This window comes from Pseudomonas sp. NPDC087336 (genome assembly GCF_044744285.1).
Lineage (GTDB): Bacteria > Pseudomonadota > Gammaproteobacteria > Pseudomonadales > Pseudomonadaceae > Aquipseudomonas.
The window spans coordinates 1-14,034 of sequence record NZ_JBIUYA010000036.1; the positions used below are offsets into that span (position 1 = coordinate 1).

General features: G+C 60.8%; 12 protein-coding genes. 10 read left to right on the forward strand and 2 right to left on the reverse strand.

Annotated features, from left to right (window positions below; translation table 11 throughout):
• Window positions 1–126: 126 nt before the first annotated feature.
• Complete coding sequence (locus ACIO0C_RS26640) at window positions 127–1,491, reverse strand: formimidoylglutamate deiminase (RefSeq protein WP_401316678.1); 1,365 nt, start codon at window positions 1,489–1,491, stop codon at window positions 127–129.
• A 146-nt stretch (window positions 1,492–1,637) separates the two neighbouring features.
• On the opposite strand from ACIO0C_RS26640, the gene hutC reads away from it, so the two are divergent.
• The 3 genes from hutC to hutU all read left to right on the forward strand — a co-directional run bounded on the left by hutC (window position 1,638) and on the right by hutU (window position 5,018).
• Window positions 1,638–2,348 (forward strand): histidine utilization repressor, encoded by a 711-nt coding sequence (gene hutC, locus ACIO0C_RS26645; protein ID WP_162135916.1) that lies wholly within the window; start codon window positions 1,638–1,640, stop codon window positions 2,346–2,348.
• On the forward strand, window positions 2,345–2,914 hold the full coding sequence (locus ACIO0C_RS26650; protein WP_110751986.1) for a HutD family protein: 570 nt from the start codon (window positions 2,345–2,347) through the stop codon (window positions 2,912–2,914). Before hutC ends, ACIO0C_RS26650 begins: the two co-directional genes overlap by 4 nt.
• Before the next feature lie 415 nt (window positions 2,915–3,329).
• The gene (gene hutU / locus ACIO0C_RS26655; RefSeq protein WP_401316682.1) at window positions 3,330–5,018 is read left to right on the forward strand and encodes a urocanate hydratase; all 1,689 of its coding nucleotides are present in this window, start codon (window positions 3,330–3,332) and stop codon (window positions 5,016–5,018) included.
• On the opposite strand, the gene ACIO0C_RS26660 is transcribed toward hutU, so the two are convergent.
• A complete protein-coding gene (locus ACIO0C_RS26660; RefSeq protein ID WP_401316684.1) occupies window positions 5,005–5,169 on the reverse strand; it encodes a hypothetical protein in 165 nt (54 codons plus the stop codon). The genes hutU and ACIO0C_RS26660 overlap by 14 nt on opposite strands.
• Between ACIO0C_RS26660 and ACIO0C_RS26665 the strand changes: the two genes are divergently transcribed.
• The 7 genes from ACIO0C_RS26665 (at window position 5,168) to hutI (ending at window position 14,025) form a co-directional block, all read left to right on the forward strand.
• Window positions 5,168–6,640, forward strand: coding sequence for a purine-cytosine permease family protein (locus tag ACIO0C_RS26665; RefSeq protein WP_401316687.1), 1,473 nt, complete (start codon window positions 5,168–5,170; stop codon window positions 6,638–6,640). The genes ACIO0C_RS26660 and ACIO0C_RS26665 overlap by 2 nt on opposite strands.
• A gap of 69 nt (window positions 6,641–6,709) precedes the next feature.
• Complete coding sequence (locus ACIO0C_RS26670) at window positions 6,710–7,678, forward strand: ABC transporter substrate-binding protein (RefSeq protein ID WP_180203889.1); 969 nt, start codon at window positions 6,710–6,712, stop codon at window positions 7,676–7,678.
• Between the two features lie 70 nt (window positions 7,679–7,748).
• Complete coding sequence (locus ACIO0C_RS26675) at window positions 7,749–8,600, forward strand: proline/glycine betaine ABC transporter permease (RefSeq protein ID WP_008058061.1); 852 nt, start codon at window positions 7,749–7,751, stop codon at window positions 8,598–8,600.
• Window positions 8,597–9,427, forward strand: a complete 831-nt coding sequence (locus ACIO0C_RS26680) for a glycine betaine/L-proline ABC transporter ATP-binding protein (protein WP_180203890.1) — start codon at window positions 8,597–8,599, stop codon at window positions 9,425–9,427. Before ACIO0C_RS26675 ends, ACIO0C_RS26680 begins: the two co-directional genes overlap by 4 nt.
• A 154-nt stretch (window positions 9,428–9,581) precedes the next feature.
• Window positions 9,582–11,105, forward strand: a complete 1,524-nt coding sequence (gene hutH, locus ACIO0C_RS26685) for a histidine ammonia-lyase (protein WP_401316691.1) — start codon at window positions 9,582–9,584, stop codon at window positions 11,103–11,105.
• 119 nt (window positions 11,106–11,224) lie between these two features.
• Window positions 11,225–12,757 carry a histidine ammonia-lyase gene (hutH, locus tag ACIO0C_RS26690; RefSeq protein WP_401316694.1) on the forward strand — a complete coding sequence of 511 codons (1,533 nt, stop codon included), beginning with the start codon at window positions 11,225–11,227 and terminating at the stop codon, window positions 12,755–12,757.
• Between the two features lie 62 nt (window positions 12,758–12,819).
• Window positions 12,820–14,025 carry an imidazolonepropionase gene (gene hutI, locus ACIO0C_RS26695; protein ID WP_401316696.1) on the forward strand — a complete coding sequence of 402 codons (1,206 nt, stop codon included), beginning with the start codon at window positions 12,820–12,822 and terminating at the stop codon, window positions 14,023–14,025.
• Window positions 14,026–14,034 lie beyond the last annotated feature (9 nt).

The window sequence follows — 14,034 nt, forward strand, 5'->3', positions numbered from 1 at the left end:
AAAATCGAGTCCGAAAAGTCTGATTATGGCTGATGATCGCCAACAGCAAGGGGGAGCAAGCTCCCCCTTTGGTTTTTATCGGACACTAGTGACGCAGAGCGTGGGAACGATCAGCAGTTGTATTCGTTAGCCTAAAAGTTCGCGCAGGACTTGAGTGAAGGCGCGGCTGCTTTCCTCTTCCCCGGCATGACGCCCGTCACGCACGACCCACTGGCCATTGACCAGCACATCACGCACCTGACGATCGCCACCGGCAAACAACCAGCGATTCAGGATTCCATCGCCGCTCGCTGTGGCCAGGTATGGATCGCTGCCGTCCAGCACCAGCCAGTCCGCACGCTTGCCAACCTCCAATGCACCAATCGGTTGCCCCAACGCCTGCGCGCCGCCGTCCAGTGCTGCGTCGAACAGGGTGCGGCCGACCATCGGCTGTTGCGCGCCATACAAACGGTTACGGCGTTGATCGCGCAGTCGTTGCCCGTATTCCAGCCAGCGCAGTTCTTCCACCACGCTCAACGACACATGGCTGTCGGAGCCGATGCCCATGCGCCCGCCCTGGGCGAGAAAATCCACTGCGGGGAAAATCCCGTCGCCCAGGTTGGCCTCGGTGGTCAGGCACAGGCCGGCGACGGCGCGACTCTTGGCCATCAGCGTGACTTCTTCCGGGTTGGCGTGGGTGGCATGGACCAGGCACCAGCGCTGATCGACTTCGGTATTTTCATACAGCCATTGCAGCGGACGACGGCCGCTCCAGCTCAGGCAGTCGTCGACTTCCTTCTGCTGTTCGGCGATGTGAATGTGCACCGGGCATTGCTTGTCGCTGGCCGCCAGCACTTCACTGATCTGTTGCGGTGTGACCGCGCGCAATGAGTGGAAACACAAACCCAGGGATTGGGCTTTCTGCTGAGCCAGCAGGGGTTGCAGGCGCGATTGCAGCTTCAGGTAATTCTCGGTGCTGTTGATGAAGCGGCGCTGGCCGTCGTTCGGGCTCTGGCCACCGAAACCGGAATGACTGTAGAGCACTGGCAGCAGGGTCAGGCCAATACCGGCTTCGCTGGCGGCCTGGCTGATGCGCAGGGCCAGTTCAGCCGGGTCGGCATAAGGCTGGCCGTTGTGGTCATGGTGCACATAATGAAATTCCGCGACCGAGGTGTAGCCGGCCTTGAGCATTTCGATGTACAGCTGGCGGGCGATGACGCCGAGTTGCTGCGGGCTGATTTTTCCGACGAGGCGATACATCAGGTCGCGCCAGGTCCAGAAACTGTCATTCGGGTTGCCTGCCACTTCCGCCAACCCGGCCATGGCCCGCTGGAAGGCGTGGGAGTGCAGGTTCGGCATACCTGGCAGCAGCGGGCCGCTCAACCGTTCGGCGTCATCTGCATGGGAATCGGCCTGGATATGGGTCAGGACGCCATCGGCGCTGACCTCAAGACGTACATTGTTGGCCCATCCGTTAGGCAGCAGCGCGCGTTCGGCAAAGAAGGCGGACATGGTTCAGCACCCCATCGTGTGTTATTTGTATATACATATACAGACGTTTGCCTGCCCGGTAAACTCCGGCAAGCTAGCAATCTTTACTAAACGACCAAGGATTAACCGTGCCGACTCCGCCTCCAGTCTCTCCGTTGGCCGCGAACATGGGCGACAGTCCGGCGCCCTTGTACGCCCGCGTGAAACAGATGATCACCCAGCAAATCGACAGTGGTAACTGGCCGCCGCACTACCGCGTTCCGTCGGAAAGCGAGCTGGTCAGCCAGCTGGGTTTCAGCCGCATGACCATCAACCGCGCCTTGCGCGAGATGACCGCCGACGGTCTGTTGGTGCGCATGCAAGGTGTTGGCACCTTCGTCGCCGAGCCGAAAAGCCAGTCCGCCCTGTTTGAAGTGCACAACATCGCCGACGAAATTGCCTCCCGTGGCCATCGCCACACCTGCAAGGTGATAACCCTTGAAGAAGAGGCTGCCGGCTCCGAGCGTGCCCTGGCGCTGGACATGCGCGAAGGCCAGAAAGTGTTCCACTCGTTGATCGTGCACTTCGAAAACGACATTCCGGTGCAAATCGAAGACCGTTTCGTCAACGCGCTGGTGGCGCCCGACTACCTCAAGCAAGACTTCACCCTGCAAACGCCATACGCCTATCTGAACCAGGTCGCGCCGCTGACCGAAGGCGAGCACGTGGTCGAGGCGATTCTGGCCGAGCCGTCCGAGTGCAAGTTGCTGCAGATTGAAAAAGGCGAGCCGTGCCTGCTGATCCGTCGCCGCACCTGGTCGGGGCGTCAGCCGGTGACCGCCGCTCGCTTGATTCACCCAGGTTCCCGTCATCGTCTGGAAGGACGCTTTCATAAATGAGCAGTTTGAAAGTTTTACGCGCCAAAGATTACCCGCGCATGCCGTGGAAAAACGGTGGCGGCAGTACCGAAGAAATCACCCGCGATGCCGGGACTGGCCTGGATGGTTTCGGCTGGCGCCTGTCGATTGCCGACATCGGCGAGTCAGGCGGGTTTTCCACCTTCGCCGGATATGAGCGAATCATCACCGTGTTGCAGGGCGACGGCATGACCTTGTCGGTCGACGGTCAGGTCACGCGGCCATTGCTACCGATCGATCCATTTGCCTTCAGCGGCGAGAGTCAGGTGTCGTGCACCTTGTTGGGTGGGCCGATCCGCGATTTCAACCTGATATACGCGCCGCAGCGTTACAGCGCACGGCTGCAATGGCTGAGCGGTGAGCAGCGGTTTTTCAGTGAGGCGGGGATTGTGCTGGTGTTCAGTGTGAGCGAGGCGCTTGAGGTGAAGGTCGGTAACAATGCATCGCAGCTTGGTCGTCATGATTGCCTGCAACTTGTTGGTAACACCGGTCTGCTGGAAGTCTCCAGCAATGGTGCTTGCTGCGTGATTGAGCTGTCTGTGCGTTGATTAACTGCTAAACATATCTCATGTGGCGAGGGGATAAATCCCCTCGCCACAAAAGCAATCACCTTTCCTGTTTCCCATCGCGCACCACTTTGTTACCGAACGCCCCAGCGTGGCGCAAAACCACGTTCAAGTAACAACGCCACCCCTCTTCAAAAAATCCCCTCGAAAATTTTCATCTACGCCGCAACCCTTGATCCAGGCGCTCTCCAGCCATTTCAGTATTTTTCTTGAATGCTCATCCAACAAGTTGGCCGCTTGATTGCATATGCTTGTATGTACAAGTAAAGACGTATGCGTATGAGTCGATCGAGACTCCCCGCAACGTCCACTGATTCGCTTGTGTCGCCTTAACGCGCACAGGCTGGCTTACCCACCGCCAGGGTTGGTTTGGATTGATCGCTGAGGAGTCTTTTTCGTGACTGACAATACCCAGAAAACTACCAAGTTTCGTGACGTTGAAATTCGTGCCGCCCGCGGTAACAAGCTGACCGCCAAGAGCTGGCTGACCGAAGCGCCGTTGCGCATGCTGATGAACAACCTCGACCCGGAAGTTGCCGAGAACCCTAAAGAACTGGTGGTTTACGGTGGCATCGGTCGTGCGGCACGTAACTGGGAATGCTACGACAAGATCGTCGAGAGCCTGACCAACCTGAACGACGACGAGACCCTGCTGGTGCAATCCGGTAAGCCGGTCGGCGTGTTCAAGACCCACGCCAATGCCCCGCGCGTACTGATCGCCAACTCTAACCTGGTGCCAAAGTGGGCCAGCTGGGAACACTTCAACGAACTGGACGCCAAAGGCCTGGCCATGTACGGCCAGATGACCGCCGGCAGCTGGATCTACATCGGCAGCCAGGGCATCGTCCAAGGCACTTACGAAACCTTCGTCGAAGCCGGCCGCCAGCACTACAACGATGACCTGAAAGGTCGTTGGGTCCTGACCGCAGGCCTCGGTGGCATGGGTGGCGCTCAGCCTCTGGCGGCAACCCTGGCCGGTGCGTGCTCGCTGAACATTGAATGCCAGCAGGTCAGCATCGATTTCCGTCTGAAAAGCCGCTATGTCGATGAGCAAGCCAAAGACCTCGACGACGCGCTGGCGCGTATCGACAAATACACCAAGGAAGGCAAAGCGATCTCGATCGCGCTGCTCGGTAACGCCGCTGAAATCCTGCCGGAACTGGTCCGTCGCGGCGTGCGCCCGGACATGGTCACCGACCAGACCAGCGCCCACGACCCCCTCAACGGTTACCTGCCAGCTGGCTGGACCTGGGACGAATATCGCGCTCGCGCCAAGACCGAACCGGCTGCGGTGATCAAGGCCGCCAAGCAATCGATGGCTGTGCACGTCAAGGCGATGCTCGCCTTCCAAAAACAAGGCATCCCGACCTTCGACTACGGCAACAACATCCGTCAGATGGCCCAGGAAGAAGGCGTGGAAAACGCATTCGACTTCCCGGGTTTCGTACCGGCCTACATCCGCCCACTGTTCTGCCGTGGCATCGGCCCGTTCCGTTGGGCTGCGCTGTCGGGTAACGCCGAAGACATCTACAAGACCGACGCCAAGGTAAAAGAGCTGATCCCGGACGACGCCCACCTGCACAACTGGCTGGACATGGCGCGCGAGCGCATCAGCTTCCAGGGTCTGCCGGCGCGTATCTGCTGGGTTGGCCTGGGCCTGCGCGCCAAGCTGGGCCTGGCGTTCAACGAAATGGTGCGCAGCGGTGAGCTGTCGGCGCCCATCGTGATCGGTCGCGACCACCTGGACTCCGGTTCTGTTTCCAGCCCGAACCGCGAAACCGAGTCGATGCAGGACGGTTCCGATGCCGTGTCCGACTGGCCACTGCTCAACGCCCTGCTCAACACCGCAAGCGGCGCGACCTGGGTGTCCCTGCACCACGGCGGCGGCGTCGGCATGGGCTTCTCCCAGCACTCGGGCATGGTGATTGTCTGCGACGGTACCGATGAAGCGGCCGAGCGTATCGCGCGCGTGCTGCACAACGACCCGGCGACGGGCGTCATGCGCCACGCCGATGCCGGTTACCAGATCGCGATCGACTGCGCGAAGGAGCAGGGGCTGAACCTGCCGATGATCACCGGTAAATAAACAAACCTGTTGGGGCTGGCTTGCCAGCGATGGCGGCGGCATCGTCGGAATTGATGTTGATCATGCCGATGTCATCGCGGGCAAGCCCGCTCCCACAGGTGGCGAGTAACCCAGACAGAACAATTAAAACAATCCACAGAGGTTGAACCATGGCTGCTACTGACGAGCGTGCAGGCAACAAACCGTTGATCGAGAAACGTTCGATCGACTACATCCCGGAAGCGGAAAGACACGGTCGTCTGTTTAGCCAGTTCACCCTGTGGATGGGTGCCAACCTGCAAATCACCGCGATTGTCACCGGGGCCCTGGCCGTGGTGCTGGGCGGTGACGTGTTCTGGTCGTTGATCGGTCTGCTGATCGGGCAAGTGCTCGGCGGCGGCGTAATGGCGTTGCATGCCGCGCAAGGCCCCAAGCTTGGCCTGCCGCAAATGATCTCCAGCCGCGTGCAGTTCGGCGTGTATGGTGCGGCGATCCCGATCGTGCTGGTGTGCCTGATGTACCTCGGTTTCACCGCAACAGGGACCGTGCTTTCCGGCCAGGCGCTGGGCCAGTTGTTTGGCGTCAGCGACAGCGTCGGGATCCTCATCTTCGCCAGTGTCATCGTGTTGGTCACGGTGCTCGGTTATCGGGTGATCCATTGGATCGGCCGTGTTGCCAGTGTCATTGGTGTGATTGCCTTTGTTTACCTGTTCAGCCGTCTGATGAGCCAGGTTGACGTTGGCGCACTGTTGCAGATCCGCCACTTCAGCTGGAGCAGCTTCCTGCTCGCGGTGTCGCTTGCGGCGTCCTGGCAAATCGCTTTCGGCCCTTACGTGGCTGACTATTCACGTTACCTGCCGAGCAAGACTTCCTCGGTGAAAACCTTTTTTGCCGCTGGCGCAGGTTCGGTGATTGGTGCACAGGTGGCGATGATCCTCGGCGTGTTCGCTGCCGCTTCGGCCAACGGGCAATTCGCCGGTCACGAAGTGGCCTACATCGTCGGCCTGGGCGGTACCGGTGCCACTGCTGCGCTGCTGTACTTCAGCATCGCGTTCGGCAAGGTCACCATTTCCACACTGAACTCATACGGCAGCTTCATGTGCATCGCGACCATCATCAGCGGTTTCCGTGGTGAGCTGAAAGTAACGCGCTTGCAGCGTCTGGTGTTCGTGCTGGGCATCGTCGGTGCTGCGACCCTGATGGCATTGCTCGGCCAGCACTCGTTCCTTGGTGCGTTCAAGTCCTTCATCCTGTTCCTGCTGGCGTTCTTTACGCCATGGAGCGCGATCAACCTGGTGGACTACTACTGCATCACCCGCGAGCGTTATGACGTGCCTGCGCTGGCCGATCCGAACGGTCGCTACGGTCGTTGGAACACCCTCGGTATCAGCGTCTACGTTTTCGGTGTGCTGGTGCAGTTGCCGTTCATCGCCACCAAGTTCTATACCGGTCCGCTGGTGGACGCCCTGGGTGGTGTGGATATTTCCTGGATTATCGGTCTGGTGATTCCCGCAGCCCTGTATTACGTGTGTGCGAAAAAATGGCACGGAGCAGTACCTGATCACCTGATTCTGCCGGTCGAGCAGGACAGCGTTGTACAACCTGAAACAAGCGGGGCCGGTCGCGCTGCGGCGCAGGCCTGATTGGACGTGGACAGGGCTGGATGCCTCTTGACTGCCGTAAGCCAATTCATGATTAGGAGCGTCACTACAATGAAATCGAACAAGACCCTGCTGACCACATTGCTTTCCATGGGCCTGCTGGCCAGTGCCGGCGCCACTCAGGCGGCGGGTTGGTGCGAGTCAGGCAAGCCGGTGAAATTCGCCGGCCTGAACTGGGAAAGCGCCATGCTGCTGACCGACGTGATGCAAGTCGTGTTGGAAAAAGGCTACGACTGCAAGACCGACAGCCTGCCAGGTAACTCCATCACCATGGAAAACGCCCTGAGCAGCAACGATATCCAGGTGTTCGCCGAAGAGTGGGTCGGCCGCAGCGAGGTCTGGAACAAGGCTGAGAAGGCCGGCAAGGTCGTCGGTGTCGGCGCTCCGGTCGTCGGCGCCATCGAAGGCTGGTACGTGCCGCGCTACGTGATCGAAGGCGATGCCAAGCGCAAGCTGGAACCCAAGGCCCCGGACCTGAAAAACATCGCTGACCTGGGCAAATACTCCGCCGTGTTCAAGGACGCCGAAGAGCCATCAAAAGGGCGTTTCTACAACTGCCCGGCCGGCTGGACCTGTGAGCTGGACAACAGTGAAATGCTGAAAAGCTATGGTCTGGAAAGCACCTACACCAACTTCCGCCCAGGCACCGGCCCGGCGCTGGATGCCGCCGTGCTGTCGAGCTACAAACGTGGCGAGCCGATCCTGTTCTACTACTGGTCGCCAACGCCGTTGATGGGCCAGGTCGACGTGGTGAAACTCGAAGAAAAACCCGGCGTGAACAAGACCGTGACCATCAAGGTCGGCCTGTCCAAGACTTTCCACGAACAAGCACCGGAACTGGTGGCCGTGCTGGAAAAGGTCAACGTGCCAATCGACCTGCTGAACCAGAACCTGGGCCGCATGACCAAAGAGCGGATCGAGTCGCCAAAACTGGCCAAGATCTTCTTGAAGGAACATCCTGAAGTCTGGCACGCCTGGGTAAGTGAAGACGCAGCCAAGAAAATCGACGCGGCCTTGTAGGTTGGGCTTCTCCGGCTGTCGCCAGCGGCAGTCGGCTGCTTGATCGCAACCCCTTGATTGAGAGTCTCTTATGTTTCCCGAAAGCTTTACCTTCTCCATCGCCGACTGGGTCAACGGTTGGGTCGATTCGCTGGTCACCAACTACGGCGATGTGTTCCGCAGCATCTCCGATACCCTGTTGTGGGCCATCGTCAATCTTGAGGGGCTGCTGCGTGCGGCGCCCTGGTGGCTGATGCTGGCGATCGTGGCGGGCGTTGCCTGGCACGCGACCCGCAAAGTGGTGACCACCGCCGTCATCGTCGGTTTGCTGTTCCTGGTGGGCGCGGTCGGCCTCTGGGACAAGTTGATGCAGACCCTGGCTCTGATGATGGTGGCCACGGTCATTTCGGTGCTGATCGGCATCCCGCTGGGCATCCTCTCGGCCCGCAGCAATCGCCTGCGTTCGGTGTTGATGCCGTTGCTGGACATCATGCAGACCATGCCGAGCTTCGTGTACCTGATTCCGGTGCTGATGCTGTTCGGCCTGGGCAAGGTCCCGGCGATTTTCGCCACCGTGATCTACGCCGCGCCACCGCTGATCCGCCTGACCGACCTGGGTATTCGCCAGGTTGACGGCGAAGTGATGGAAGCCATCAACGCCTTCGGTGCCAACCGTTGGCAGCAACTGTTCGGTGTGCAATTGCCGCTGGCTCTGCCAAGCATCATGGCCGGGATCAACCAGACCACCATGATGGCCCTGTCGATGGTGGTGATCGCCTCGATGATCGGTGCCCGTGGCCTGGGTGAAGACGTGCTGGTGGGGATTCAGACCCTCAACGTCGGACGCGGCCTGGAAGCCGGCCTGGCGATCGTGATTCTGGCAGTGGTGATCGACCGCATTACACAGGCGTATGGTCGCGCACGGCATGAGGTGAGCAAATGAACAACGCAACCGTGAGCAAGATCGAAGTCAAGAACGTCTTCAAGATTTTCGGCAACCGCGCCAAGGATGCCCTGGCGATGGTTGGCCAGGGCAAGACCAAGGATCAGGTGCTGTCCGAAACCGGCTGCGTGGTCGGCGTGAACGATTTGTCCCTGAGCATCGGCAGCGGCGAGATCTTCGTGATCATGGGCCTTTCCGGTTCCGGCAAATCCACCCTGGTGCGCCACTTCAACCGCCTGATCGACCCGACCAGCGGCGCGATCCTGGTGGACGGCGTGGACATCCTGCAATACGACATGGAAGCGCTGCGCGAATTTCGCCGGCGCAAGATCAGCATGGTGTTCCAGAGCTTCGGCCTGCTGCCGCACAAGAGCGTGCTGGACAACGTCGCCTACGGCTTGAAAATCCGTGGCGAGAGCAAGCAGATGTGCGCCGAGCGCGCGCTGCACTGGATCAACACCGTGGGCCTCAAGGGCTACGAAAACAAGTACCCGCACCAGCTCTCCGGCGGCATGCGCCAGCGTGTAGGTTTGGCCCGGGCGTTGGCGGCGGACACTGACATCATCCTGATGGACGAAGCCTTCAGCGCCCTCGACCCGTTGATTCGCGCGGAGATGCAGGACCAGTTGCTGGAACTGCAAAAGACCCTGCACAAGACCATCGTCTTCATCACCCACGACCTCGACGAGGCCGTGCGCATCGGCAACCGCATCGCGATCCTCAAGGACGGCCGCCTGATCCAGGTCGGCACGCCGAAAGAGATCCTGCATTCGCCAGCGGACGAGTATGTCGACCGGTTCGTGCAGCGGCGGGCGGCGGTGGTGTGATGATCGTTCCCACGCTCTGCGTGGGAATGCATCCCGTGACGCTCTGCGTCACCCATGCGCAGAGCCCGAGCCTTGTGTTGATATCGGGACGCGGAGCGTCCCAGGCGGCATTCCCACGCAGAGCGTGGGAACGATCAAGTTCAAGAGGTTAATGATGTCCCAGGCTGAAAAAATCGTTATCGCCGATGCCCCGTTGCGTTGGCAGGATGTGGTTGCCGTAGCCCGCCATGGCGCACAGTTTGAGCTGTCGGCGCAGGCTTGGGCACGCATTGAAAATGCGCAAGCGATCGTCCAGCGCATCGTCGCCAGCGGCGAACGCGCCTATGGCGTGAACACTGGCCTGGGCGCCTTGTGCAACGTGTCGCTCAAAGACGAACAATTGAGCCAACTGTCGCGCAATACCCTGCTCAGTCACGCCTGTGGCGTTGGCGCACCGCTGGCCGACGAGCAGACCCGCGCCATCATGTGTGCGGCGATCCTCAACTTCACCCAAGGCAAGTCTGGCGTGCATCGTCGGGTGGTCGAAGCCTTGCTGGCGCTGCTCAATCGCGGCATCACCCCGCAAGTGCCGTCCCAGGGTTCGGTCGGCTACCTGACCCACATGGCCCACATCAGCATCGCCCTGCTGGGCGTCGGCAACGTCAGCTATCGCGGGCAAGTCGTGTCGGCGCAACAGGCACTGGCCGAAGAAGGCCTGCAACCGGTTCAACTCGGCGCCAAGGACGGTCTGTGCCTGGTCAACGGCACGCCGTGCATGAGCGGCCTCAGCTGCCTGGCGATTGCCGACGCCACGCGCCTGCTGCAATGGGCCGACGTGATCAGCGCCATGAGCTTCGAGGCCCAGCGTGGGCAGATCGCAGCGTTCGATGCCGAGATCATCGCGCTCAAGCCGCATCCGGGCATGCAACGGGTCGGGATCAACCTGCGTGCGTTGCTCGATGGCAGTGAAGTGATCGCCCAGAGCAAAGGCATTCGTACCCAGGATGCATTGAGCATCCGCTCGATTCCGCAGGTGCACGGCGCCGCTCGCGATCAGCTCGATCACGCGATCAAGCAAGTCGAAACCGAACTCAATGGCTGCACCGACAACCCGTTGCTGTTGGGGGTGCCAGACAACTTCCGCGTCATGTCCCAGGCCAACCCTCACGGGCAATCAGTGGCGCTGGCGGCGGATCTACTGGCCATCGCCATGGCGGAAATCGGCTCCATCGCCGAGCGTCGCCTGGACCGTTTGATCAACCCGCACGTCAGCGGTCTGCCGGCATTCCTGGTGGCCAATCCGGGGGTGAACTCCGGGATGATGATCGTGCAGTACGTCGCTGCCTCGCTGTGCGCGGAGAACCGTCAACTGGCGCAACCGGCAGTGCTCGATAACTACGTGACTTCAGGCTTGCAGGAAGACCACCTGAGCATGGGCACCAACGCCGCGCTGAAGCTGCATCGCGCGCTGGAAAATTGCACGCAGATTCTCGCCATCGAGTACCTGCTGGCGGCCCAGGCCTTTGAATTTCTCAAAGAGCAGCGCTTTGGCGCCGGTACCGATGCGGCATGGCGTCTGTTGCGTGAGCGCGTGCCTGCCTACGATCAGGACCGCTGGCTGGCGCCGGACATCGCCGCCGCCGCTGGCGTGTTGAAAGACCCGATTTTGTTGCAAAAGGCGTTACCGAATCTCAACTGATTTCCCTACAAAACCAGCGTGCCAAGGCGCCAGCCCCCTCAAAAAAGGGGGAAGCGACGGACAACGGAATTATCCGGAGCGTCTGGTAGTTAATAACAAACTCTCAAAAGGAGCATGAAATGACTGCGCTTAATTTGATTCCTGGCCAACTGAGCCTTGCCCAACTGCGTGATGTTTATCAGCAACCGGTCAAAATCACCCTCGACCACAGCGCTGCGGCCCAGATCGAAGCCAGTGTTGCCTGCGTGGAGCAGATCCTCGCCGAAAACCGCACTGCCTACGGCATCAACACCGGATTCGGCCTGCTGGCCTCGACCCGCATCGCCAGCGAAGACCTGGAAAACCTGCAGCGCTCGCTGGTGCTGTCCCACGCCGCCGGTGTCGGTGAGCCGATCAGCGATGCGTTGGTGCGTCTGGTCATGGTGCTCAAGGTCAACAGCCTGAGCCGTGGGTTCTCCGGCATCCGCCGTGTGGTGATCGACGCGCTGATCGCCTTGATCAACGCCGAGGTTTATCCGCATATTCCGCTCAAAGGTTCGGTCGGTGCGTCCGGCGACCTGGCACCGTTGGCGCACATGTCGCTGGTGTTGCTGGGCGAAGGCAAGGCGCGCTACAAGGGCGAGTGGATGGAAGCCACCGAAGCGCTGAAAGTCGCCGGCCTGACGCCGCTGACCTTGGCCGCGAAAGAAGGCCTGGCGCTGCTCAACGGCACGCAAGTTTCCACCGCATTTGCCCTGCGTGGTCTGTTTGAAGGCGAAGACCTGTTCGCCGGCGCCCTGGCCCTGGGTGGCCTGACCGTCGAAGCCGTGCTGGGTTCGCGCTCGCCATTCGATGCGCGCATTCATGCCGCCCGCGGCCAGAAAGGCCAGATCGATGCCGCTGCCGCTTACCGCGATCTGCTGGGCGAGCGCAGTGAAATCTCCGATTCGCACCAGAACTGCGAAAAGGTCCAGGACCCGTACTCCCTGCGTTGCCAGCCGCAAGTCATGGGCGCCTGCCTGACCCAGTTCCGCCAGGCCGCCGAAGTGCTGGCGATCGAAGCCAACGCTGTCTCCGACAACCCGCTGGTGTTCGCCGCCGAAGGTGACGTGATTTCCGGCGGCAACTTCCACGCCGAACCGGTGGCCATGGCCGCTGACAACATGGCCTTGGCCATCGCTGAAATCGGCTCCCTGAGCGAGCGTCGCATCTCGCTGATGATGGACAAGCACATGTCGCAACTGCCGCCCTTCCTGGTGGCCAATGGTGGAGTGAACTCCGGCTTCATGATCGCCCAGGTAACCGCAGCGGCGCTGGCCAGCGAGAACAAGGCGCTGTCCCATCCGCATTCGGTGGACAGCCTGCCGACGTCCGCTAACCAGGAGGACCATGTATCCATGGCCCCGGCGGCGGGCAAGCGTCTGTGGGAAATGGCCGAAAACACCCGTGGCATCCTGGCTGTGGAATGGCTGGCCGCCGTTCAGGGTCTGGACCTGCGCAATGGCTTGAAGACTTCGCCGAAGCTGGAAAAGGCCCGTGCCATCCTGCGTAACGAAGTGCCGTTCTATGAGAAGGATCGCTTCTTTGCCCCGGACATCAATGCGGCGACTGAGTTGTTGGCTTCGCGTTGCTTGAATGAGCTGGTTTCGGCGAAGTTGTTACCTAGCCTCTAACCCGCCCCCAACCGATCATTCCCACGCAGAGCGTGGGAATGATCAATCAACGGAGGAACCGAATGAAAACCCTCTGGCAACACTGCCACGTCGCAACCATGGCCCAAGGCGTCTATTCGATCATCGAGGATGCGGCCATCGTGACGTCCGGTGCGCACATTGAATGGGTCGGCCCGCGCAGTGAGCTGCCGTCCGGCGAGTACCCGGCCGTCAATGATTTGAATGGGGCATGGGTCACGCCCGGCCTGATCGACTGCCACACCCACACGGTGTTCGGCGGTAACCGCAGTGGCGAATTCGAGCAACGCCTGCAAGGCGTCAGCTACGCGGAAATTGCCGCAAGCGGTGGCGGCATCGCCAGCACCGTACGGGCTACTCGCGCAGCGAGCGAAGACGAACTGTTCGCCAGCGCGGCCAAGCGCCTGAAAAGTTTGATGCGTGACGGCGTCACCAGCATCGAAATCAAATCCGGATACGGCCTGGACCTGGCCAACGAACGCAAGATGCTGCGTGTAGCCCGTCGCCTCGGCGCCGAACTGCCGGTCAGCGTGCGCAGCACCTGCCTGGCGGCTCACGCCTTGCCGCCGGAGTACACCGATCGCGCCGACGATTACATCGATCACATCTGCAGCGAAATGCTCCCGGCCCTGGCCGCCGAAGGGCTGGTGGACGCGGTGGATGCCTTTTGCGAATACCTGGCGTTTTCCCCTGCTCAGGTTGAGCGCGTATTCATCACTGCCCGGGAACTGGGTCTGCCGGTGAAGCTGCACGCAGAGCAGCTCTCGTCCCTGCACGGATCGAGCCTCGCGGCGCGTTACCACGCACTGTCGGCCGATCATCTGGAATTCATGACCGAAGACGATGCCATCGCCATGGCCAAGTCCGGCACGGTGGCCGTATTGCTGCCAGGCGCCTTCTACTTCCTGCGCGAGACCCAGTTGCCGCCGATGGAGGCCTTGCGCAAACACGGGGTGAAAATCGCCATCGCCAGCGACCTCAACCCCGGCACCTCGCCGGCGCTTTCGTTGCGCTTGATGTTGAACATGGCCTGCACCTGTTTGCGCTTGACCCCGGAGGAGGCCCTGGCTGGCGCGACGATTCATGCCGCCGCGGCATTGGGCATGTCCGCTACCCACGGCTCGCTGGAGGCGGGCAAGGTCGCGGATTTCGTTGTCTGGCAAATCGATCGCCCCGCCGACCTGTGCTACTGGCTGGGCGGCGACCTGGAAAAACGCGTCGTGCGCCACGGCGTCGAAACAAGCCTGTAGGAGAGCAGT

What these genes read in the sequence shown, in the direction of transcription:
- ACIO0C_RS26640 (WP_401316678.1), bottom strand. Translation starts at nt 1,491, where the DNA reads ATGTCCGCCTTCTTTGCCGAACGCGCGCTGCTGCCTAACGGATGGGCC.
- hutC (WP_162135916.1), top strand. Translation starts at nt 1,638, where the DNA reads ATGGGCGACAGTCCGGCGCCCTTGTACGCCCGCGTGAAACAGATGATC.
- ACIO0C_RS26650 (WP_110751986.1), top strand. Translation starts at nt 2,345, where the DNA reads ATGAGCAGTTTGAAAGTTTTACGCGCCAAAGATTACCCGCGCATGCCG.
- ACIO0C_RS26665 (WP_401316687.1), top strand. Translation starts at nt 5,168, where the DNA reads ATGGCTGCTACTGACGAGCGTGCAGGCAACAAACCGTTGATCGAGAAA.
- ACIO0C_RS26660 (WP_401316684.1), bottom strand. Translation starts at nt 5,169, where the DNA reads ATGGTTCAACCTCTGTGGATTGTTTTAATTGTTCTGTCTGGGTTACTC.
- ACIO0C_RS26670 (WP_180203889.1), top strand. Translation starts at nt 6,710, where the DNA reads ATGAAATCGAACAAGACCCTGCTGACCACATTGCTTTCCATGGGCCTG.
- ACIO0C_RS26675 (WP_008058061.1), top strand. Translation starts at nt 7,749, where the DNA reads ATGTTTCCCGAAAGCTTTACCTTCTCCATCGCCGACTGGGTCAACGGT.
- ACIO0C_RS26680 (WP_180203890.1), top strand. Translation starts at nt 8,597, where the DNA reads ATGAACAACGCAACCGTGAGCAAGATCGAAGTCAAGAACGTCTTCAAG.
- hutH (WP_401316691.1), top strand. Translation starts at nt 9,582, where the DNA reads ATGTCCCAGGCTGAAAAAATCGTTATCGCCGATGCCCCGTTGCGTTGG.
- hutH (WP_401316694.1), top strand. Translation starts at nt 11,225, where the DNA reads ATGACTGCGCTTAATTTGATTCCTGGCCAACTGAGCCTTGCCCAACTG.
- hutI (WP_401316696.1), top strand. Translation starts at nt 12,820, where the DNA reads ATGAAAACCCTCTGGCAACACTGCCACGTCGCAACCATGGCCCAAGGC.